At 75.4% G+C, this 19,852-nt stretch carries 15 protein-coding genes, 1 pseudogene and 1 riboswitch; of the genes and pseudogenes, 10 read left to right on the top strand and 6 right to left on the bottom strand.

Features of this window, described 5'->3' with window-relative positions; all coding sequences use genetic code 11:
• The first annotated feature begins 74 nt into the window (after positions 1-74).
• On the top strand, positions 75-1,634 hold the full coding sequence (locus tag RM590_RS00375; RefSeq protein ID WP_311702224.1) for a family 10 glycosylhydrolase: 1,560 nt from the start codon (positions 75-77) through the stop codon (positions 1,632-1,634).
• Positions 1,635-1,671: 37 nt separating this feature from the next.
• Here the strand turns inward: RM590_RS00375 and RM590_RS00370 are convergent, their stop codons facing one another.
• Both RM590_RS00370 and RM590_RS00365 read right to left on the bottom strand, forming a co-directional pair.
• Positions 1,672-2,868: a hypothetical protein gene (locus RM590_RS00370; RefSeq protein WP_311702223.1), complete on the bottom strand. Its 1,197-nt coding sequence runs from the start codon at positions 2,866-2,868 to the stop codon at positions 1,672-1,674.
• Positions 2,850-3,557 (bottom strand): ABC transporter ATP-binding protein, encoded by a 708-nt coding sequence (locus RM590_RS00365; protein ID WP_311702222.1) that lies wholly within the window; start codon positions 3,555-3,557, stop codon positions 2,850-2,852. Before RM590_RS00365 ends, RM590_RS00370 begins: the two co-directional genes overlap by 19 nt.
• Before the next feature lie 343 nt (positions 3,558-3,900).
• On the opposite strand from RM590_RS00365, the gene RM590_RS00360 reads away from it, so the two are divergent.
• Positions 3,901-5,334 carry a gamma-aminobutyraldehyde dehydrogenase gene (locus RM590_RS00360; RefSeq protein ID WP_311702221.1) on the top strand — a complete coding sequence of 478 codons (1,434 nt, stop codon included), beginning with the start codon at positions 3,901-3,903 and terminating at the stop codon, positions 5,332-5,334.
• 27 nt (positions 5,335-5,361) lie between these two features.
• Here RM590_RS00360 and RM590_RS00355 read toward each other — a convergent pair whose 3' ends face one another.
• Entirely contained in the window at positions 5,362-6,054 is a 693-nt protein-coding gene (locus RM590_RS00355) for a glycerophosphodiester phosphodiesterase (protein WP_311702220.1), read from the bottom strand.
• Positions 6,042-7,064, bottom strand: a complete 1,023-nt coding sequence (locus tag RM590_RS00350; RefSeq protein ID WP_311702219.1) for an adenosine deaminase — start codon at positions 7,062-7,064, stop codon at positions 6,042-6,044. Before RM590_RS00350 ends, RM590_RS00355 begins: the two co-directional genes overlap by 13 nt.
• 100 nt (positions 7,065-7,164) lie before the next feature.
• Between RM590_RS00350 and RM590_RS00345 the strand changes: the two genes are divergently transcribed.
• The 4 genes from RM590_RS00345 to RM590_RS00330 all read left to right on the top strand — a co-directional run bounded on the left by RM590_RS00345 (position 7,165) and on the right by RM590_RS00330 (position 11,734).
• Positions 7,165-8,133, top strand: a complete 969-nt coding sequence (locus RM590_RS00345; protein ID WP_311702218.1) for a hypothetical protein — start codon at positions 7,165-7,167, stop codon at positions 8,131-8,133.
• Between the two features lie 155 nt (positions 8,134-8,288).
• The gene (locus RM590_RS00340) at positions 8,289-8,768 is read left to right on the top strand and encodes a hypothetical protein (RefSeq protein WP_311702217.1); all 480 of its coding nucleotides are present in this window, start codon (positions 8,289-8,291) and stop codon (positions 8,766-8,768) included.
• A 762-nt stretch (positions 8,769-9,530) separates the two neighbouring features.
• Positions 9,531-10,601: a hypothetical protein gene (locus tag RM590_RS00335; RefSeq protein WP_311702216.1), complete on the top strand. Its 1,071-nt coding sequence runs from the start codon at positions 9,531-9,533 to the stop codon at positions 10,599-10,601.
• Complete coding sequence (locus RM590_RS00330; protein ID WP_311702215.1) at positions 10,598-11,734, top strand: CbiQ family ECF transporter T component; 1,137 nt, start codon at positions 10,598-10,600, stop codon at positions 11,732-11,734. The genes RM590_RS00335 and RM590_RS00330 overlap by 4 nt, the downstream gene beginning before the upstream one ends.
• Before the next feature lie 5 nt (positions 11,735-11,739).
• On the opposite strand, the pseudogene RM590_RS00325 reads toward RM590_RS00330, so the two are convergent.
• A pseudogene (locus tag RM590_RS00325) lies at positions 11,740-12,075 on the bottom strand (transposase); the annotation flags it as partial.
• 182 nt (positions 12,076-12,257) lie between these two features.
• On the opposite strand from RM590_RS00325, the gene RM590_RS00320 reads away from it, so the two are divergent.
• The 4 genes from RM590_RS00320 (at position 12,258) to RM590_RS00305 (ending at position 16,837) form a co-directional block, all read left to right on the top strand.
• The gene (locus RM590_RS00320) at positions 12,258-13,889 is read left to right on the top strand and encodes an ABC transporter ATP-binding protein (protein ID WP_311702212.1); all 1,632 of its coding nucleotides are present in this window, start codon (positions 12,258-12,260) and stop codon (positions 13,887-13,889) included.
• Entirely contained in the window at positions 13,886-14,779 is an 894-nt protein-coding gene (locus RM590_RS00315) for an ECF transporter S component (RefSeq protein ID WP_311702211.1), read from the top strand. The genes RM590_RS00320 and RM590_RS00315 overlap by 4 nt, the downstream gene beginning before the upstream one ends.
• Positions 14,776-16,272: a prenyltransferase/squalene oxidase repeat-containing protein gene (locus RM590_RS00310; protein WP_311702209.1), complete on the top strand. Its 1,497-nt coding sequence runs from the start codon at positions 14,776-14,778 to the stop codon at positions 16,270-16,272. Before RM590_RS00315 ends, RM590_RS00310 begins: the two co-directional genes overlap by 4 nt.
• 79 nt (positions 16,273-16,351) lie before the next feature.
• A complete protein-coding gene (locus RM590_RS00305; protein WP_311702207.1) occupies positions 16,352-16,837 on the top strand; it encodes a DUF4430 domain-containing protein in 486 nt (161 codons plus the stop codon).
• A 112-nt stretch (positions 16,838-16,949) separates the two neighbouring features.
• Here RM590_RS00305 and metE read toward each other — a convergent pair whose 3' ends face one another.
• Positions 16,950-19,265: a 5-methyltetrahydropteroyltriglutamate--homocysteine S-methyltransferase gene (gene metE, locus RM590_RS00300; RefSeq protein WP_311702206.1), complete on the bottom strand. Its 2,316-nt coding sequence runs from the start codon at positions 19,263-19,265 to the stop codon at positions 16,950-16,952.
• A gap of 152 nt (positions 19,266-19,417) precedes the next feature.
• Positions 19,418-19,635: riboswitch (cobalamin riboswitch) on the bottom strand.
• Positions 19,636-19,852: the final 217 nt, after the last annotated feature.

Here is a 19,852-nt window from a genome sequence, read left to right as displayed (position 1 = left end):
TCCGTCTAGGCGGGGTGGCCGTGGCGAAGTAAATTGTCGGCCGCAGCCACCAACTCCCCCCGAAAGGGGCCCGTATGAGACGGATCCTGCCCACCCTGCTCGCCTGTCTCGCCCTGCTGTGTGGCAGCCTCGCCGCCGCCGCTCCCGCGCAGGCCGAGGACAACCCGCCCGAGCAGTGGCGCAGTTACTGGGTCGACGCCTTCAACGCGGGCATCTACACGCCGGATCAGGTCAGCACGCTCATCGACGACGCGCTCGCCGTGAACGCCAACGCCGTCATCGTGCAGACGGCCCGCCGTTACGACTGCTTCTGCAACCGGGCCCTGTACCCGCGCACCGACGCCGCCGTCGACCCGGCCCCCTACGACCCGCTGGACGAGGTCATCGCCCAGGCACACGCGGCCGGGCTCGAGGTGCACGCCTGGGTCAACGTCAACACCATGTGGAACAGCACCACTCCGCCGCGCTCCCCTGACCACGTCTTCAACCAGCACGGCCCCACCGCCCAGGGCGCTGGCCGCTGGCTGAACAAGAAGGCCGACGGCACCGAACTCGTCGGCGCCAACGCCTATGTGGACCCCGGTCACCCGGACGCCGTCGAGTACATCGTGTCGGCCATCCGCAGCATTGTCGCCGAGTACGACGTCGACGGCATCAACCTCGACTACATCCGTTACCCGGACGGCAGCGCGCAGACCACCCACAGCGACTGGGGCTACAACGACGTCTCCCTGGCCCGGTTCCAGCGGGCCACCGGCCGCACCGACATACCCGCGCCGGCCGACCCGCAGTGGAGCGACTGGCGCCGCGACCAGGTGACGAACCTGGTGCGCCGCGTCTACCTGGGCATCTGGGAGGAGGACCCCGGCGCGCGGCTGTCCATGGACGCCATCACCTACGGCTTCGGCCCCCAGTCGGTCGGTGGCTGGGAGTCCACCCGCACCTACGCCGAGGTGCTCCAGGACTGGGCGGGCTGGCTGGACGAGGGGATCATGGACACGGTCGTGACCATGAACTACAAGCGGAACTGGAACCCCGACCAGGCGCGGATGTTCGCCGAGTGGTCCGAGTTCCTGGCCGACGCCCAGGGCGAGCGGCAGGCGGTCAACGGGCCCGCGCTCTATCTCAACTCGGTGGCCGACAGCGTCGCCCAGGCCAATCTCGCGCTCACTCCCACCGCGGCGGGCAACACGGCGGCGGGCTGGAGCGGTTACTCCTACGCGAACCCCAGCATGGACGTCGCCACGAACGGCCGGGAGGCCGAACGGCAGCGGCTGGCCGAGGCGTTGACGACCGGCCCGGACGCGCCGTTCGCCGAGGAGGCGGCCGTGCCGGACATGGTGTGGAAGTCCGCACCCTCGGACGGGCACGTCACCGGCGAGCTGGCGCTGCGCGACGGCACCCCGCTGGACGGCGCCGAGGTCACGCTGATCCCGCTGTGGCCCGGCGGCGAGCGGCACACTCAACGCGCCGACGGCTCGGGCTGGTTCGGCTTCGCGCACGTGCCGCCCGGTCGCTATCTGGCCCGGGTCGACCTGCCGGACGGCGTGGCGGGCGTGCCGCTCACCACGGTCCGGGTGCGGCGCGGCGACATCGCCGAGGCGGACTTCCCCGCCCTTCACGCGCCGCGCTGACCCGCCTCGGCCGGGACCGCTCCCCGCGCGCCGCGCCTCAGCGGCCCGCGGGGAGCGCGATCAGGTGCGCGGCCAGCACCGTGACCGGCAGCAGCACGGCCACCAGCGTCCCGGCCCGCAGCAGCGCCGCGGTGCGCAGCAGCCCGCGCGGGGCGCCCAGGCGCAGCAGGGCCGCGGTGGCCGACCGGCGGTGGGCGCGCGCCTCGTCGGCCACGGTCGCCACGGTGCCCGCGGCGCAGACCACCACCACCGCGGCGCCCAGCGCACCCAGCGGCCCGAACTCCCGCAGCCCGTCCAGCTCCAGGGCGGCCAGCAGGGCCGCCGCCGCCGCGCACAGCGCGCCCAGCGGGCAGCCCAGGCGCCGCGCCTCCTCCTGGAGCGCGCGCCCGGCCAGCAGCCGCAGCACCCCCGGCCGGCCGCCGCACAGCAGCCGGCCGCACAGGTGCACGAGGCCGGGCGCGGCCAGCACGATCCCGGCCGCGATCAGCAGCCAGCCGCCGACCACCCCGGGCGCCACCCCGGCCAGCGTGCCGGCCACCGGCAGCCAGCCCTCGGTGGGCGCGGCGGCGGTGCCGTTCCCGGCGTAGGCGCACAGCGCGATGCCGCCGGTGGTCATCGCGGTGCCCCACGGCAGCCCGGCGGGCGGCGGCACGGGCGGCTGCGCGCGGGCGGGCTCGGCCGGGTCGTCCGGCGGCGGGGGCGCCGGCTCGGGCCGCGGCCGGGGCGGCGGGCGGCGCAGGGCCAGCGCGCTGGCCACGGCGGCGGTGGCCGGCACGACCGTCAGCAGGGTCAGCGCGGCGCCCACCGGCAGCGGCCGGTCCCCGGCGAGGGCCGCGGCCGCCGCCCCGTCGAAGGGCAGGCCGGCGATGTCGCCGCGCAGGTGCAGGAACACCGCCAGCGCCAGCACGCTGCCCAGCAGCCCGGCCACCGCGGTGGACGCGGCGGCCAGCACCGGCATCCGCGCCGGTCCCATGCCGGCCACATCCAGGCCGGACCGGGGCCGGGCGGCGGGATCGGCGCGGGCCACCGCCACGGCCAGTTGCACGGTGGCGGCCAGCGGCACCAGGCACCAGGCCAGCCGCAGCACGGAGTCCCGGCCGCCGCCGGGGTGCGCGGTGGCGTGGGCGAGCGCGGCGAGCAGCAGGAATCCGACGCCCGCCGCCGCGCAGGCGAGCAACAGCCGGCGGCACAGCGCCAGCGGGGCGGAGCCGCGGGCTAGGCGGAGAGCGAGCATGCGGCCGCGTTCGACGGGTCCGACTCGCGGCCGTCGACGATGGTGAGGGTGCGGTCGGCCAGCGTGGACACCTCCGCGTCGTGCGTGGCGAGCACGACGGTGATGCTGTGCGAGCGGCCGGCGGTGGTCAGGGTACGCAGCACCTGCGCCCGGTCGGCCCGGTGCAGCGGCGCGGTGGGCTCGTCGGCGAACAGCACATCGGGCTGGTGCACCAGCGCCCGGGCGATGGCGATCCGCTGCCGGTGCGCCTGGAGCAGCGCGGCCGGGCGCTTGCGGGCGCATTCGAGGACGTCGAGCCGGTCCAGCCACTCCATCGCGGTGCGCCGCGCCCTGCGGTGCCCGGTGCCCGCCAGCAGCAGCGGCAGCGCGGCGTTCTCCCAGGCGGTCAGCTCGGGCACCAACTGCGGGCTGTCGCCGATCCAGCCGAACCGGTCCCGGCGCAGCCGTTCGCGGGAGGTGGGGGTGAGGGTGTGGACCGGCATGCTGTTGAACCACACCTCGCCGCTGTCCGGCACCAACTGGCCGGACAGGCAGTTCAGCAGGGTGGTCTTCCCGCTGCCGCGGGGGCCGGTGACGGCGAGGATCTCGCCCTGCCGGACGCCGAGGGAGACGCCGAGCAGGGCGGGCGAGCGGCCGTGCGCGTAGTGCACGTCGCGCGCCCAGAGCACTTCGTTGTCGGGTGGGGCCATGGTGCCCGGCACCTCCGCTCATGTCGTTTGGCTCCCCCGGCCGGGTGGCGCGCGGCCGGGGAACGGTCACTGCCACTCCGGCACGCTGACACAACGCCTCGGGCCGCTCCCCGGCGACTCGTCGAGTAGTCCGAAGAATCCTCCGGACGGTGGACAGCCGCCGAGCCAGTCGCGGAAGAAATCCCTTGTCCCGGGTGAATCAGCGGTGTTTTTCCGTGGCGATGCCCCGATGATCGACGGATCTGTGGTCCGTGGCAGTGTCGTGTGACCGGGGTGGGGGCATAGGCTGCATAGCCGGGGGCGGGTCCGAGGCCCCTACAGGACCGGGAGACAGGAGGGTGCGGTGACCATCGAGCCACGCCGTTTGCGCAACTACATCAACGGGGAGTTCCGCGACGCGGTGGACGGGCGGACCATGGACGTGGTGGATCCCACCACCGGCACGCCCTACGCGACGGCGCCGCTCTCCGGCGCCGCGGACGTGGACGCGGCGATGGCCGCCGCCGAGGCCGCGTTCCCCGCCTGGCGGGACGCCACCCCGGCGGCCCGGCAGCTCGCGCTGCTGAAGATCGCGGACGCCTTCGAGAAGCACGCGGACGAGCTGCTGGCCGTCGAGTGCGAGAACACCGGCAAGCCGCTGGAGCTCACCCGGCAGGAGGAGCTGCCCCCGATGCTGGAGCAGATCCGGTTCTTCGCCGGGGCCGCCCGCATGCTGGAGGGCAAGTCCGCCGGGGAGTACATGACGGGGATGACCTCGTTCGTGCGGCGCGAGCCGGTGGGGGTCTGCGCCCAGGTGACCCCGTGGAACTACCCGATCATGATGGCCGTGTGGAAGTTCGCCCCGGCCCTGGCCGCGGGCAACACCGTGGTGCTCAAGCCCTCCGACACCACGCCCGCCTCCACCGTCTTCGCCGCCGCGCTGCTGGGCGAGATCCTGCCCGCCGGCGTCTTCAACGTCATCTGCGGCGACCGGGACACCGGCCGGCTCATGGTCGAGCACCCGACCCCGGCCATGGCCTCCATCACCGGCTCGGTGCGCGCCGGCATGGAGGTGGCCGCCGGCGCCGCCAAGGACCTCAAGCGGGTCCATCTGGAGCTGGGCGGCAAGGCGCCCTGTGTGGTCTTCGAGGACGCCGACCTCGCGGCGGCCGTCGAGGGCATCCGGGACGCCGGCTTCTTCAACGCCGGCCAGGACTGCACCGCGGCCACCCGCGTGCTGGTGCACGAGTCCGTCCACGACGACTTCGTCACCGCGCTCACCAAGGCCGCCGAGGAGGTCGTGACCGGGGACGTCGCCGACCCGGACTGCTTCTACGGCCCGCTGAACAACCCCACCCACCTGGCCAAGGTCGCCGGCTTCATCGACCGCCTCCCCGAGCACGCCACCGTCGTCACCGGCGGCCACCGGGTCGGCGAGAAGGGATACTTCTACGCCCCGACCCTGGTGACCGGCTGCCGGCAGGACGACGAGATCGTCCAGCAGGAGGTGTTCGGGCCGGTGATCACCGTGCAGAAGTTCACCGACGAGACGCAGGCGGTGGCCTTCGCCAACGGCGTGGAGTACGGCCTGGCCTCCTCGGTCTGGACCCGCGACCACGCCCGCGCGATGCGGATGTCCAAGGCGCTGGACTTCGGCTGCGTGTGGATCAACACGCACATCCCCCTCGTTGGCGAGATGCCGCACGGCGGCTTCAAGAAGTCCGGCTACGGCAAGGACCTCTCGGCCTACGGCCTGGAGGACTACACCCGCGTCAAGCACGTGATGACCGCGCTCTGACCGCGCGGAGCCGCGCCGGGGCCGTGCTCAGCCGGCCCCGGCGCGGCGCAGCACCCGGCGCAGCGTGGCCACCCGGTTGCTGGTGATCGCGGTCACGCCCAGGCCGATCAGCCGGCGCATGATGCGCGGGCTGTCCACGGTCCACGCGGCGACCGCGCAGCCCCGCGCCGCCGCCTGCTCGATGGTGGCCGAAGTGATCAGCCCGAAGCGGTAGTTGAGCCAGCGGGGGCGCAGCTCGGCGAGCAGGGTGTCGCGCGGCCGGGCGGTCCGTTTCCAGGTGAGGGCGATCTCCGCGCCGGGGTCGGCGGCGCGGACGGCGCGCAGCGCGCCCACGTCGCCGCAGTAGTAGACGCGCGCGCCGGCGCCGGTCTCCCGGACGACGGCGAGCGCGGCGCCCGCGAGCGCGGGCGAGCGCTCCGGCAGGTCGATCAGGGTGCGCACCGGGGCGGTGACGGCCAGCGCCTCGGCGAGCGTCGGCACGCCGCCGCCCGTCGCCTCGGCGACCTCGGCCGCCGTCAGCGCGGCCACCGGCACGTCCCGCCCCCAGAGCCGCTTGAGCGTGCGGTCGTGCAGCACCACCGGCACCCCGTCCGCCGTGGTGCGGACGTCGAGCTCGATGGCGTCGGCGCCCGCGGCGATGGCGGAGCGGAAGGAGGCCAGGGTGTTCTCGCGCGCCCGGTAGGGGTCGCCCCGGTGGGCGACCGCGGTCACCCGGGCCACGCGGCCAGGTACGCGTCGATCTCGGCGGACAGCCGGGCCTTGCCGGGCGCGTCCATGAACGAGGCCGTGACCGCGTTCTTCGCCAGCGCCGCGACGCCGGCCGCGTCCAGGTCCAGCAGCCGCGCGGCGACGGCGTATTCGGTGTTGAGGTCCGTGCTGAACATGGGCGGGTCGTCGCTGTTGATCGTCACCAGCACGCCCGCGTCCACCATCTGCCGCAGCGGGTGCTCCTCCAGCGACGGCACGGCCCTGGTGGCGACGTTCGAGGTGGGACAGACCTCCAACGGGACGCGGTGCTCGGCCAGATACGCCAGCAGCTCCGGGTCCCGGGCCGCGCTGGTGCCGTGCCCGATGCGCTCGGCGCGCAGCTCGCGCAGCGCGTCCCAGACGGTCTCGGGTCCGGTGGTCTCGCCGGCGTGCGGGACGCTGTGCAGGCCCTCGGCGATGGCGCGGTCGAAGTAGGGCTTGAACTGGGGGCGGGGCCAGCCGATCTCCGGCCCGCCCAGGCCGAACGAGACCAGGCCCTCGGGCCGCAGGTCGCAGGCCAGCCGGGTGGTCTCCTCGGCGGCCGGCAGCCCCAGCTCGCCCGGGATGTCGAAGCACCAGCGCAGCACGACGCCCAGGTCGCGCTCGGCGCCGGTGCGCGCGTCCTCGATGGCCTCCATGAACGCGACGTCGGGGATCCCGCGGGTCACCGACGAGTGCGGGGTGACGGTGAGTTCGGCGTAGCGGACGTTCTGCCGGGCCATGTCCCGGGCCACCTCGTAGGTCAGCAGCCGGACGTCCTCGGCGTCCCGGATCAGGCCGACGACCGAGATGTAGACGTCGATGAAGTGCGCGAAGTCCCGGAAGGTGAAGAAGTCGGCCAGCGCGTCGAGGTCCTTGGGCACCGGGGAGTCCGGGTGCCGGGCGGCCAGCTCGGCGACGATGCGGGGCGAGGCCGAGCCGACGTGGTGGACGTGCAGCTCGGCCTTGGGCAGACCGGCGATGAAGGCGGTCAGATCGGTCAACGGACCCTCCGGAGGCAGTCGGTGCCCCTTCATCGTAGGCAGGCGGCATCCGGGCTCCGCTGCTGGCCGTAGGGTATGGGCCAACGATTGTGGAGGTCCTGTGAGCGCTGACCGGCAGCCGAACCTTCCCCCGGGACTCGCCCCGGGGCAGCCCCGGCCCGGGCCCCCGCACGGCGGTACTCCGCCGCCGTTCCCGCCCGCGCCGGCCGCCGGTCCCCAGTCGGCGGCCACGGCGCTGCCGCCGCCCGGCGGGTTCGCGGCGGTGTCGCCCCAGCGGCCCCTTCCGCCGCCGGCGCCCGGCGGCTGGGGCGGTCACCCCGGCGCGCCGGGCGGCTGGCCGCCGCCGTACGCCGGCCCGCGGAACGCGACGGGCACCGCCGCGCTGGTGCTCGGGGTGATCGCGGCCACGCTGTGCTGGACGTTCGTGTTCAGCGTGCTCGGGCTGGTCCTCGGCGTGCTCGCGGTGATCCTGGGGTTGATCGGGACCGGCCGCGCCAGGCGGGGCACGGCGACCAACCGGGGTGTCGCCCTGGGCGGGGTGTGGACGGGGGCCGGGGCGGCGGCCGTCTCCGCGGTGCTCACCGTCCTGTTCGTGATCTGGGTGACCGACCCGATCGTGGTGGAGTCGGAGGCGGGCTCGGCGCATCTGGCCGGGGCCGGGGACGAGGTGGTCTTCGAGGACGGCCTGGTGGTCTCGCTGGCCGCGCCGGAACGGGACGCCGCCGACGGCACGGTGACCATCACGGTCCGGATCGCCAACGAGGGCGGCGGCGAGGCCGACCTGGACGGCGCCGAGTTCGACGCCTTCGTGAACGAGGACCGGCTCGGTGAGGGGCAGTTGTGGCGCGGCGCCGACTGGCCCGCCACGCTGGCGTCCGGGGCCAGCGCGGAGGTCGACTACCGCGTCGAACTGCCCACGCCCGAGACCGCGGTCGTCTCCGTGGACTTCGCGCCGGGCGACGAGTACGAGTTCGCGTTCTGGGACCTCGACCTGCCCGGCGGCGGCTCGGGCGGCGATCCGGACGACGGCTCGGGTGACACGGGCGGCTCCGGCGGGGTCGAGGCCTGAACGCCGCGCCGGCCGCCCCCCGCGGGCTTCTTGCCGCCCCCGGCGCGTGGGAGAGAAATCCCGCGAAGTGGCGTAATGATTCTCCCGGCCCCCCGTCCCTCCTCCTGACCCCGCCGGCCCGGTCCGCGGGCCGGGGGGCACGAGGAGGGCGCGCGATGTGCGGCAGTGATCGGACGAGAACGGCCATGGCGTGGCTGGCGGCGGCGGCGCCCGAACCGGCCGCCTGCCGGTGGGAGTGGGAGCGCCATCCCATGGGGGTGGCGCTGCTGCCGGCCGGCCGCCTGTGGGATGTGCTCATCCTGCCGGGCCCGCTCGGCTACCCCACCTTCGACGTGCTCATCCACGTCCTCGACCGCCCGGGTCCGGTGCTGGCGGACCACGGGATGGTCCGGATCGGCTTCTTCGTGCCGCCCGGCACGGCCGGCCGCTGGCTGGGCACCGGGGTGCGCGCCGCGGGGCGCGGCAGTTGGATAGTCGTCCCGCATCCCACGCGCACGGCGCACGGCGTCCGCTGGCTGGTGCCGCCGGACGGCTCGGGGGTGCTCACCGATCCCGCCGTGCTGGAACTGGCCATGCACGAGGCGGCGGCGATCGTGGGCGGGGCGGGCCGCGGGGAGCGCGCGGGCCGGGACTGAACGGCGACTGCCCCGGCGGAACGACTCCCCGGGGCAGTGTGTCGTCGCTGGACCGGACGGCCGCACGCCCCGGGGGGTGTGGGGCGGGCGGAACCGGTCCGGAGGAGTGCGGGAGTCTGGCTGCCCTCGCTACCGAGTCGACCGTACGGCAGGTGCCGGGCGCCGGGCGCGGCCCGCCGCCGGATCCGCATCACATCCCCGCACGTTCTTCATGGCGCTCACAGCCCTGGTCTCGCGCGCTTCTCCGGGCCGCGCGGCGCGGGTGCCGGCCGCGTGCGGCTTTCCGCCGGCGGCCGCGTTTCCGCCGCCCCGTGCGGTGTCCGGGCCCGCTGGCCGCCCGGCCGTCGGGAGGGTGCCGCCGCTCGGGCGCCCGTGAGTGGTGGCATCGCGGCGAGTGGCCCGTTGATGGTTCTTCACAGAGCCTGGTCATGTGTGCGGGAGCGGCGTAGAGTTTCTGACGCCGGGCCGGGTGGCTGTGCGCCGCCGGGGCCGGCGGAAGACAACTGAATGCGCGTGCGTGCGAGGGAAGCCGGTGAGAGTCCGGCGCTGACCTGCAACCGTGTGTGTCCCGGTGGGGCACGAGTCGGAATGCTCGGCGTGACGCGTGAACTGCTTCTCACTGTCACGGTTCGCAGCGTGGAGCCCTCGGCCCTCCGGCCCGTCGGCCCCTGCCGCTCGCTTCGTTCACCGAATGCGCGCCAGGGATTTTCCGGTGTCCATGGATGGCGCATGGGGTTCGCCTGCCGCACGGAAAGGCTCGCGATGCCCCGCGCCAAAGGTCCCCGCACCGCCGCGATACGGGCCGCCGCCATCGCCGCACTGCTGGGTCTGCTGCACGCGTTGCTGCCTCAGGCCACTGCCCAGGCCGCCCGGCCGATGGCCGGGGCGCCCGGCTTCTGTCCCGACGCCTCCGGGGTGACGGTCGTGGTCGACTTCGGTGAACTGGGCGGGGGACGGGTGGTGCGCTGCGCGCCGGGCGCGCCGGCGGACGGGCTGGCGGCGCTGCGGGGCGCGGGGTTCGAGGTGGCGGGGACGAATCGGTGGGGTGACGCGTTCGTCTGCCGGATCAACGGCCGTCCGGGGGCGGATCGCGAGCCGTGTGTGGACACCCCGCCGGCGTCGGCGTACTGGTCGTACTGGCACGCGGAGAACGGCGGGGAGTGGACCTACAGCCAGCGCGGCGCCACCTACCGCACGCCGGACGAGGGGACGTTCGAGGGCTGGTCGTTCTCCCTGGATCAGGGGGAGGAGCAGGCTCCGCCCCCTGGTGTGCCCCCGGTCCGCCCGGCCTCCGGGGACGACACCTCGGGCGGAGGCTCGGGTGACGGCGACGGTAGCGGCGCCGGCGGGAACGGCGGTGGTGGCGGCGACGACGGCGGGAGCAGCGGCGGCGGGGGCGCGGTCGGCGGCACCTCCGGTGACGGTAGTGGCGCCGACGGGCCGGGCGGCGGCGCGGACCTCCAGCCGGGCGGCCCGCCCACCGACGGCGGCCGGCCGGAGGAGCCCGGCCCCGGGGAGCGCGAACCGGGCGACGAACAGACACCCCGGGAGCCCGGCGACGCGGAGACGGACCCGGCCGGGGAGGGGACGGAAAGCCCTTCGCCCACCGACGACGAGGGGGCAGGCCCGACGCCCACCGAGGCTGCCGAATGGAGCGGTGAGGACGAGGAGTTCGAACAGCAGCGGGCCGCCGACGGGGATGGCGGCGGGCCGCCGCTGTCCACCCTGGCCGCGGTCGGCCTCGCGGCCGCGCTGGCGGTGGGCGGCGCCCTGGCCGCCTGGCGCCGCCGGCGCGCCGCTGCGGACGGCGCGGGCGCGGACGGTGCCGGATGACGGCTGTCCTCAGGGCGGCGACCCGGCCGTTGCCGCGCGCGCTGCATCCGGGGGCCTGGTGGTTGTGGGCGCTGGGCCTGGCGGCGGCGGCGAGCCGGACGACCAACCCGGTGCTGCTCGCGCTCGTCCTGGCCGTGGCCGGGCTGGTCGTGGTGCGGCGGCGCACGGACGCGCCGTGGGCGCTGTCGTTCCGGATGTATCTGCTCTTCGGCGCGGTGATCGTGGTGATGCGGGTGGTCTTCCGGGTGGTCTTCGGCGGCGGGGGCGGGGAGACGGTTCTGGTCACGCTGCCGGAGATCCCGCTGCCCGAGGCGGCGGCCGGGATCCGGCTGCTGGGTCCGGTCGCGGCGGAGGAGGTGCTCGGCGGGTTCTACGCCGGTCTGCAACTGGCGGCCATGGTGGTCTGCGTGGGCGCGGCCAACGCCCTGGCCAACCCGAAGCGGATGCTCAAGGCGATGCCCGGCGCCCTGTACGAGGTGGGCACCTCGGTGGTGGTCGCGCTGACGGTGGCCCCGCAACTGGTGGAGAGCGTGCACCGGGTGCGCCGCGCGCGGCGGCTGCGCGGCGCGCGGGAGAAGGGACGCGGGGCGCTGCGCGGCATCGTCATCCCGGTGCTGGAGGACGCGCTCAACCGCTCGCTGGCGCTGGCCGCGGCGATGGCCTCGCGGGGCTACGGCCGCACCGGAACCGTTGCGGGCAAGGCCCGGCTCGCGGTCGGAATCCTGGTGCTCGGCGGGCTGCTGGGCATCGCGGCCGGGCTCTACGGGCTGCTGGACTCCTCCGCCCCCCGCTACCTGGGACTGCCGCTGCTGCTGACCGGCGTCGCCGCCGGTGTCGCGGGATTCGCGCTCGGGGGGCGGCGGGTGCGGCGCAGCGGCTACCGCCCGGACCGCTGGCGGGCCGGTGAACTCCTCACCGCCGCCTCGGGCCTGGCCGCCGCCGCGCTGATGTACCTGTCCACCCGGGTGGACCCGGCCGACCTCTATCCGTCGCTGACCCCGCTGGCCTGGCCTGAGGTCTCGCCGCTGCCGCTGCTGGCTGTGCTGACGGGCCTGTTGCCGGCCGTTTTGAGTCCGCCCCCGCCGCTGGCGCCCTCCGCGTCCGTCCCGCAGCTCCAGGGGGCTTCCGCATGACGTTGTCAAGCCGTGCTGATCACAGGTGGTGCGGGTGGGTGGCACCGTCGGTCATGGACCAGGGCCCGCGAGACGTTCGCCCTGCGGCGGGCGAGTGCGATCACAGCCTGGGTGTGCCGCTTCCCTTCGGATCTCTCGTGTTGGTGGAACCGCTCGCAGCTCGGACCGGTCCAGGTGCTGACCGGCGCGGAGGTGGAGAAGGCGCGCCGCAGGCGCCGGTGATACCGCTGCGGGCGGTGGAAGTTGCCGCGGGTCCTGCCGGAGTCGCGAGGGGCGGGGGCGACGCCGCCGAAGGCCGCGAGGCGGTCCGCGGTGGGGCACGCGTCCGGGCCGCCGCCGACCGGCATCGCTCCGCACAGCGACCTTCCCGCCCTCCCCGATCGGCGGTGGAGTCGTCGTGGAGGGCCGGGCGGCCAAGCCTCCTGAGCCGTGAACGGCGGCCGCGTGAAAGCCACCCCCGGCCCTCCCGGGTGCCGCAACCCTGCGCATGGCTGGAGCGAATCCGGGAAGAAGGCGGAGCCGCGTGATCACGTTCGAGGAGGTGAGCTTCACCTACCACGGAGCGCCACGTTCCGCGCTGGCCGGCGTGGACCTGCGGATCGGGGAGGGCGAGCTGTGCCTGGTGGCCGGCCGCACCGGCGCGGGCAAGTCAACGCTGCTGGGCGCGGTCAACGGCCTGGTGCCCCGGTTCACCGGCGGTACCCTGGCCGGCCGGGTCACGGTCGCCGGGCAGGGCACCGAGAGCCACCCCCCGCAGGAGTTCGCCCACCTGGTCGGCATGGTGGGCCAGGATCCGCTGGCCGGCTTCGTCACCGACACGGTGGAGGAAGAACTCGCCTACGGAATGGAGCAGTTGGCCATCGTCCCGGACACCATGCGCAAGCGCGTGGAAGAGACGCTGGACCTGCTGGGCATCGCGGACCTGCGCCGCCGTGCGCTTCGTACCCTCTCCGGCGGGCAGCAGCAGCGGGTCGCCATCGGGTCGGTCCTCGCCGCGCACCCCGCCGTGCTGGTGCTGGACGAGCCGACCTCCGCGCTGGATCCGACCGCGGCCGAGGAGGTGCTGGCGGCGGTGCTGCGGCTGGTGCACGACCTGGGCACCACCGTGCTGATCGCCGAGCACCGGATGGAGCGCGTGCTGCAGTACGCCGACCGGCTGCTGTACCTGCCCGGCGACGGTACCGTCCGCGACGGCGCCCCCGCGGAGCTGATGGCGGACATCGACGTGGCGCCGCCCGTCGTGCACCTCGGCCGGGTCGCCGGCTGGGAGCCCCTGCCGCTGTCCGTTCGCGATGCCCGCCGCCATGCCCCGGCGCTGCGCCAGCGACTGGACGGCGTCCTCCCGCCCCCGGCGGTGGCCGGGCATGGCACGGGCGAACCCGCCCTGGCCGCCCGGAAGATCACGGTGGCCTACGGAACGGCCGTGGCCGTCCGCGAGCTGGACCTGACCCTGCGGGCCGGCGAGGTCACCGCGCTGATGGGCCGCAACGGGTCGGGCAAGTCCTCGCTGCTGTGGGCGTTGCAGGGCTCGGGGCCGCGCCGCTCGGGCAGCGTCGCGGTGGCCGGCGCCGACCCGGGCGAACTCGCCGCCCACGAGGCGCGCGCCCTGGTCGGGCTGGTGCCGCAGTCCGCCGCCGACCTGCTCTATCTCCACACCGTGGAGGAGGAGTGCGCCCAGGCCGACGCCGAGTCGGACGCGTCGCCCGGCACCTGCCGGGCCCTGCTGGAGCGGCTCGCGCCGGGCGTTCCCGGCCGCCACCACCCGAGGGATCTGTCCGAGGGGCAGCGCCTGGCGCTGGTGCTGGCCGTCCAGCTCACGGCCGCGCCGCGGGTGATGCTGCTGGACGAGCCGACCCGGGGCCTGGACTACCACGCCAAGCGCGCTTTCGGCCGGACCGTGCGCGACCTGGTGGCCGGCGGCGGCGCGGTGCTGATCGCCACCCACGACGTGGAGTTCGCCGCCGCCACCGCCGACCGGGTCACCGTGCTGGCCGAGGGTGAGATCGTCGCCGACGGCCCCACGGCCGACGTGCTGTGCTCCTCCCCGGCGTTCGCCCCCCAGGTCGCCAAGGTGCTGCGCCCGCTGCCCTGGCTGACCCCCGACCAGGTGGCCAGTGCCCTGACCGCGCCCCCCGCACCGGAGGCCGTCCGATGACCCCGCCTCACCTCCCGCGGCGCGCCACCGCCCTGCGGGTCGGCCCGCGTGCCGCCGCGGTGCTCCTGCTCGCGAGCCTCATCGGGCTGGCCATGTTCTGCTGGCCGCTGCTGGACCCGCCCGAGCCGCAGGCCATGGCGCACGCCGGGCACGCCCCGCTGCTGTTCGTCCTGCTGCTGCCGGTCGTGCTCGGACTGGTGCTCGCCGAGATCTCCGAAGGCGGCATCGACCCCAGGACCCTCGCGCTGCTGGGCGTGCTCGCCGCCGTCAACGCCGCGCTGCGGCCGCTCGGCGCGGGCACGGCCGGCATCGAGACGGTGTTCTTCCTGCTGATCCTGGCCGGGCGGGTCTTCGGCCCCGGCTTCGGCTTCGCGCTGGGAGCGGTCTCGTTGTTCGCCTCCGCACTCCTGACGGCCGGGGTCGGGCCGTGGCTGCCATTCCAGATGATGGCCGCCGGCTGGGTGGGCCTGGGCGCCGGGCTGCTGCCCCGCCGTCCCTCCGGCCGGGCCGAGATCGCGCTGCTGGCCGGCTACGGCGTCCTCGCGGCCTACGCGTTCGGCCTGGTGATGAACCTCTGGTTCTGGCCGTACGCCACCGGCCCCGGCACCGAGCTGTCCATCGACCCGGACGCCGGCTGGACCGACAACCTGCACACCTTCGTCCTCTACACCCTGGCCACCTCAACCTTCGGCTGGGACACCGGCCGGGCGCTGACCAACGTCCTGACCATCTGCGCGCTCGGCCCCGCCGTCCTGACCACGCTGCGCCGCGCCGCCCGGCGTGCCGCCTTCGACACCCCCGTCACCTTCGCCGGCCCGGCATCGGCGGCCACCGCGCCCGCCGCCACGACATCGTCCACACCGAGCGACGAAAGAGCACTCACCCGATGAACAGATCTCTGCGGCATGCCGCCGCGGCCCTGCTGCCCGCCACCCTGCTCGCGTCGGCGGCGCTGGTGATGTCCGGCACCGCTTCCCGTGCCGAGGCGCCGCCCGGGCCGGACGACCCGGCGGCCGCCGCCGCGACCTGGTCCATATCCAAGCTCACCGAGGGCACCCATGCCTCCGGCGACCACGGCCTGACCGCCGACATCGTCCTGGGCCTGGCCGCCACCGGCACCGCCGGCGACACCCAGCGCGCCGCCAGTGACTGGCTGGAGGCGAACGCCGGCGACTACATCACCCGCGGCGCCCCCGGCAGCGGAACGGTCTTCGCCGGCGGCACCGCCAAGCTCGCCCTGGTCGCCGCCGTCGAGCACCGCGATCCCGGCGACTTCGGCGGCCACGACCTCACCGGCCTGTTGCTGGGCCGCCTCCAGGAGTCCGGCCGCTTCACCGACGCCGCGCCCACCGGGGACATGTCCAACCAGTTCACCCAGTCCCTCGCCGTCCTCGCGCTGGACCGCACCGGCGACGTTCCCGACTCGGCCGTGGACTTCCTGGCCTCCACCCGGTGCCCGGACGGCGGCTACCCCCTCTCCCTGCGCCGCAACCCCGACCGCTGCACCTCCGACACCGACAGCACCGGACTCGCCGTCCAGGCCCTGCTGGCCGTGGGCCGCACCGCCGACGCCGAACCCGCCCTGGACTGGCTGGAGGGGCGGCAGCGGGAGAACGGCGGCTTCGGCTACGACACCACCAGCGACCCCAACTCCAACTCCACCGCGCTCGCCGTCCAGGCCCTCGTCGCGGGCGACCGCGACGAGGCCGCCGAACGGGGCCTGGCCTGGCTGCGCTCGATGCAGGTCGGCTGCGCCGGCGAGGCCGGGGACCGCGGCGCGGTCGGCTACCAGGAGCCGGTCGCGGACGGCATGGCGCTGCGCGCCACCGCCCAGGCCATCCCGGCCCTGGCCGGCGTGCCGCTGGGCGACATCGACGCCGCGGACTCCGCGCCCGGCGCCGTCCTCATCGACTGCGCCCCCGGCGGCGGCCCGGGCGGCGGTCCCGGGACTCCGGGAGACCCGCAGGGCGCGAGCGAGGGCGGCAGCGAGGGAACGTCCGACGGGACCGCGGACGGCGCCTCCGACGGGACCTCCGATGGGACCTCCGAGGGCGCGTCCGGCGGGACCTCCGACGGCGCTTCGGCCGGCGCCTCCGACGGCGCCTCGGACGGCGCGGCGCAGGGCGCGGAAGGCGGCGACGCCGCCTCCGGCACGCCGGGCACCGCGGGGGGCGCGTCGGCACAGGGCCCTTCGGCCGGCGGCACGGACACCGCCGGCGGCCCCGGCGGCAACGACCCCGCACCGCAGGGCGGTTCGGGCGGCTCCGGCGGCTTGGCCGCCACCGGCTCCTCGTCGCTGGCCGTCCTCGGCGGAGCCGCCGCCCTGCTGGCCTGCGGAGCGGCCGTCTGCCTCGTCGCGCGCCGCGGCCGGGCCGCGCGCTGACCGGCGGTGGCCGGTCCCGGCCACCGCCACCCGTACCACCGACCCACCAACACCTTCCATGTCACCGAGGAGATCAGCCATGCCCGCAACCCTGACCCGCCGTGCCGCAACCGCCCTGACCGCCGCGGTCACCGCCGCGCTCGCGCTCGCCGGCGGCACCGCCACACCGGCCGCCGCCGCCGACCCGGTCACCGTCTCCCTCACCCTCACCGGTCCGTCCGGCCTCATCTTCGACGGCGAGGTCACCACCACCGGCCACACGGTCACGCCCGTCTCCGGCGGCGCGCACCTGTGCGACGGCACCAACAACGGCGCCAACCCCACCGCCGGGGCCACCCCGACCGCCGCGCTGGATGACGCCGCCGACGACAACGGCTTCGACTGGGCCGGCGTCTGGTACAGCTCGTTCGAGGACTACCTGGTGACCACCATCGACGGCTACAGCCAGGACGCCGACCACTTCTACGAGATCAGCGTCAACGGCACCCCGACCCCGGTCGGCGGCTGCCAGTTCCTGCTCGCCGAAGGCGACGAGGTCGCCTTCACCTGGACCGAAATCTGGTGAGACCGCGCCGGGCCGGGCGGGAAGGCCGCGTCACCTCGCCGCCCGGCGCCGGCGGCGCGGCCGTCGGGGCCCGTCCGCGCGCGTGACGCGGACGGGCCCCGGCCCGGCGGTGTCACTCCGCGGCGGTGACGAGTTCGGCGCGGATCCGGCGCGCGGCGGTGACGAGGTTGGTCAGGGCGGCGCGGACCTCGGGCCAGGCACGGGTTTTCAGGCCGCAGTCGGGGTTGGCCCACAGGCGGTCGGGCGGGAGCGCCGCCAGCCCCTCGCGGAGCAGCGCGGCGACCTCGTCCGGGCCGGGGATCCGGGGGGAGTGGATGTCGTAGACACCGGGACCGGCCTCCCGCGGGTAGCCGGCGGTGGCGAGTTCCTCCGCGACGCGCATGTGGGAGCGGGTGGCCTCCAGGCTGATGACGTCGGCGTCCAGGTCGTCGATCGCCGCCAGGATGTCGCCGAACTCGGCGTAGCACATGTGGGTGTGTATCTGGGTGGCGGGCCGCACGCCGCCGGTGGTCAGGCGGAACGCCTCGGTGGCCCACGCGAGGTAGGAGCCGTGTTCGGCGGCCCGCAGCGGGAGCGTTTCCCGCAGGGCGGGTTCATCGACCTGGATGACGCGGGTCCCGGCGGCCTCGAGGTCGGCGACCTCGTCCCGCAGGGCGAGGGCCACCTGCCGGGCGGTGTCGGCCAGGGGCTGGTCGTCGCGGACGAAGGACCAGGCCAGCATGGTGACCGGGCCGGTGAGCATGCCCTTGACGGGCCGCTCGGTGAGGGACTGCGCGAAGGAGGTCCAGCGCACCGTCATCGGACCCGGTCGGGAGATGTCGCCGGCCAGGATGGGCGGGCGGACGTAGCGGGTGCCGTAGGACTGGACCCAGCCGTGCCGGGTGGCCAGGTACCCGGTGAGCTGTTCGGCGAAGTACTGGACCATGTCGTTGCGTTCCGGCTCGCCGTGGACCAGGACGTCGAGACCGGCCTCCTCCTGGAAGGCGATGACCTCGCGGATCTCGGCCTCGATGCGCTCCTCGTAGGCGGCGGTGTCGATGTGTCCGGCGCGCAACCCGGCGCGGGCGGAGCGCAGGGCCGCGGTCTGGGGGAAGGAGCCGATGGTGGTCGTCGGCAGCGGCGGCAGGCCGAGGTGGGCACGCTGGGCCGCGGCGCGTTCGGGGTAGGCGTGCGCGCGGCGGGCGTCCGCTTCGGTCGTGGCGGCGGCGCGGGCGCGCACCGCGGGGTCGCGGGTGATGGGCGATCCGGCGCGGGAGGCGAGGTCGGCGCGGTTGGCGGCGAGTTCGCCGGCGATGGCTTCGGTGCCGTGGGTCAGTCCCTTGGCGAGGGTGGCGAGTTCGGCGGTCTTCTGGCGGGCGAAGGCGAGCCAGCGCCGGATCGCCGGGTCGATGCCGCGCTCGGCGGCGGTGTCCAGCGGCACGTGCAGCAGGGAGCAGGAGGCGGCCACGTCCACGCGGCCGGCCAGGCCGAGCAGGGTGCCCAGGGTGGTCAGCGACTTCTCCAGGTCGTTGATCCATACGTTGCGGCCGTCCACGACGCCGGCGACGAGCCGCTTGCCGGGCAGACCGCCCGCGGCGGCGAGGTCGCCGAGGTTGGCGGCGGCCGGGCCGGTGAAGTCCAGCGCGAGTCCCTCGACGGGGGACTGGGCCAGAACCGGCAGTGCCGCGCCCAGCCGGTCGAAGTAGGAGGCGACCAGCAGCTTCGGCCGGTCCGCGAGGCCGCCGAGCGCCCGGTAGGCGCGCTGGGCGGCGGCGAGTTCGGCCGGCGTGCGGTCCTGTACCAGCGCGGGCTCGTCGAGCTGGACCCACGCGGCTCCGGCGGCGCGCAGCGCGGCCAGGATCTCGGCGTAGGCGGGCAGCAGCCGGTCCAGCAGGGCCAGTGGCTCGAAGTCGGGGGCCACCCCGGGGGCGGGCTTGGCCAGCAGCAGGTAGGTGACCGGGCCGACCAGCACCGGGCGGGCGGTCAGGCCGAGCGCCCGCGCCTCGGCGAACTCGGCGAGTTGCTTGGCCGGGTCGACCCGGAAGACGGTGGCGGGGCCCAGTTCGGGGACGAGGTAGTGGTAGTTGGTGTCGAACCACTTGGTCATCTCCAGCGGCGGCGCGTCCTGCGTGCCGCGCGCCATGGCGAAGTAGCCGTCCAGGGCGTCCGCCGCCACGGCCGCTCGGTGCCGGTCGGGGACCACGCCGAGCAGCACGCTGGCGTCGAGCACGTGGTCGTAGAGCGAGAAGTCGCCGGTGGGGACCTCGTGGATGCCGTCGGCGGCGAGCTGCCGCCAGTTGGCCCGGCGCAGCTCGGCGGCCGCGGTCCGGAGGGCGTCGGCGGTGACGCGGCCGGCCCAGTAGCCCTCGATGGCCTTCTTCAGCTCCCGGCCCCCGCCCTGGCGGGGGTAGCCGTACACGGTGGCACGGACAGGGCTGGTGGTGGACATGGGACTCTCTCCTTCGCGAGTGCGCGTCCTCGTCCGGAAGAACGCTCCCGGGCGCGCGAAGGGAGGGGAACGCCGGGAGCGCGCGCTGCCGCGCATGCGCCGCCCGTGCTTCCTCCGACCCGCCCACGAGGTCGTCCGGAACTCCGCACGCCGGTGGCGAGCGGGCAGCGGCAGGTCTTCGGACTTACGGGCACGTCCACCGGAGTGGACACCTACTGGCCGTCGCTTCCCGGGCCCCTGCGGGCCCAGTGCGTGATGACGGCGGTCGTTCCCGTTCACCGCTGCGGGGCAGTCCCGGATTCTCACCGGGTTCCCTCTTACGACGCGCCTGCCTGGCGGGCAGGGCGAACCGGCTGCGCTCACGATCCTAGGGCTTTCCGGCCCGGCGCGGCAGGGCGTTCACCTGCCGGACGGCGACGGAACCCCCCCTTCCGGATCGCCGTTGGCACGCACGGCTGCCCAGGGCCGAGGTCAGGCCATCACCGTGACAGGTCGCATGGCCCGGTGGCACGCGCCCCGCGTCCGGATCGGGCGGAAGACCGGCCGGTCACCGGCGCAACGCGTCCTTCAGGCCCGGCACATCCGCG

The sequence above is a fragment of the Streptomyces litchfieldiae genome, assembly GCF_031845365.1.
In the GTDB taxonomy this organism is placed as follows: domain Bacteria; phylum Actinomycetota; class Actinomycetes; order Streptomycetales; family Streptomycetaceae; genus Streptomyces; species Streptomyces litchfieldiae.
This window is presented reverse-complemented; position numbering and strand designations above follow the sequence as displayed.

Excerpts from the sequence above, each read along its gene's own strand:
- RM590_RS00375 (WP_311702224.1), top strand. The coding sequence starts at position 75 with ATGAGACGGATCCTGCCCACCCTGCTCGCCTGTCTCGCCCTGCTGTGT.
- RM590_RS00370 (WP_311702223.1), bottom strand. The coding sequence starts at position 2,868 with ATGCTCGCTCTCCGCCTAGCCCGCGGCTCCGCCCCGCTGGCGCTGTGC.
- RM590_RS00365 (WP_311702222.1), bottom strand. The coding sequence starts at position 3,557 with ATGGCCCCACCCGACAACGAAGTGCTCTGGGCGCGCGACGTGCACTAC.
- RM590_RS00340 (WP_311702217.1), top strand. The coding sequence starts at position 8,289 with ATGTGCGGCAGTGATCGGACGAGAACGGCCATGGCGTGGCTGGCGGCG.
- RM590_RS00335 (WP_311702216.1), top strand. The coding sequence starts at position 9,531 with ATGCCCCGCGCCAAAGGTCCCCGCACCGCCGCGATACGGGCCGCCGCC.
- RM590_RS00330 (WP_311702215.1), top strand. The coding sequence starts at position 10,598 with ATGACGGCTGTCCTCAGGGCGGCGACCCGGCCGTTGCCGCGCGCGCTG.
- RM590_RS00315 (WP_311702211.1), top strand. The coding sequence starts at position 13,886 with ATGACCCCGCCTCACCTCCCGCGGCGCGCCACCGCCCTGCGGGTCGGC.
- RM590_RS00310 (WP_311702209.1), top strand. The coding sequence starts at position 14,776 with ATGAACAGATCTCTGCGGCATGCCGCCGCGGCCCTGCTGCCCGCCACC.
- RM590_RS00305 (WP_311702207.1), top strand. The coding sequence starts at position 16,352 with ATGCCCGCAACCCTGACCCGCCGTGCCGCAACCGCCCTGACCGCCGCG.
- metE (WP_311702206.1), bottom strand. The coding sequence starts at position 19,265 with ATGTCCACCACCAGCCCTGTCCGTGCCACCGTGTACGGCTACCCCCGC.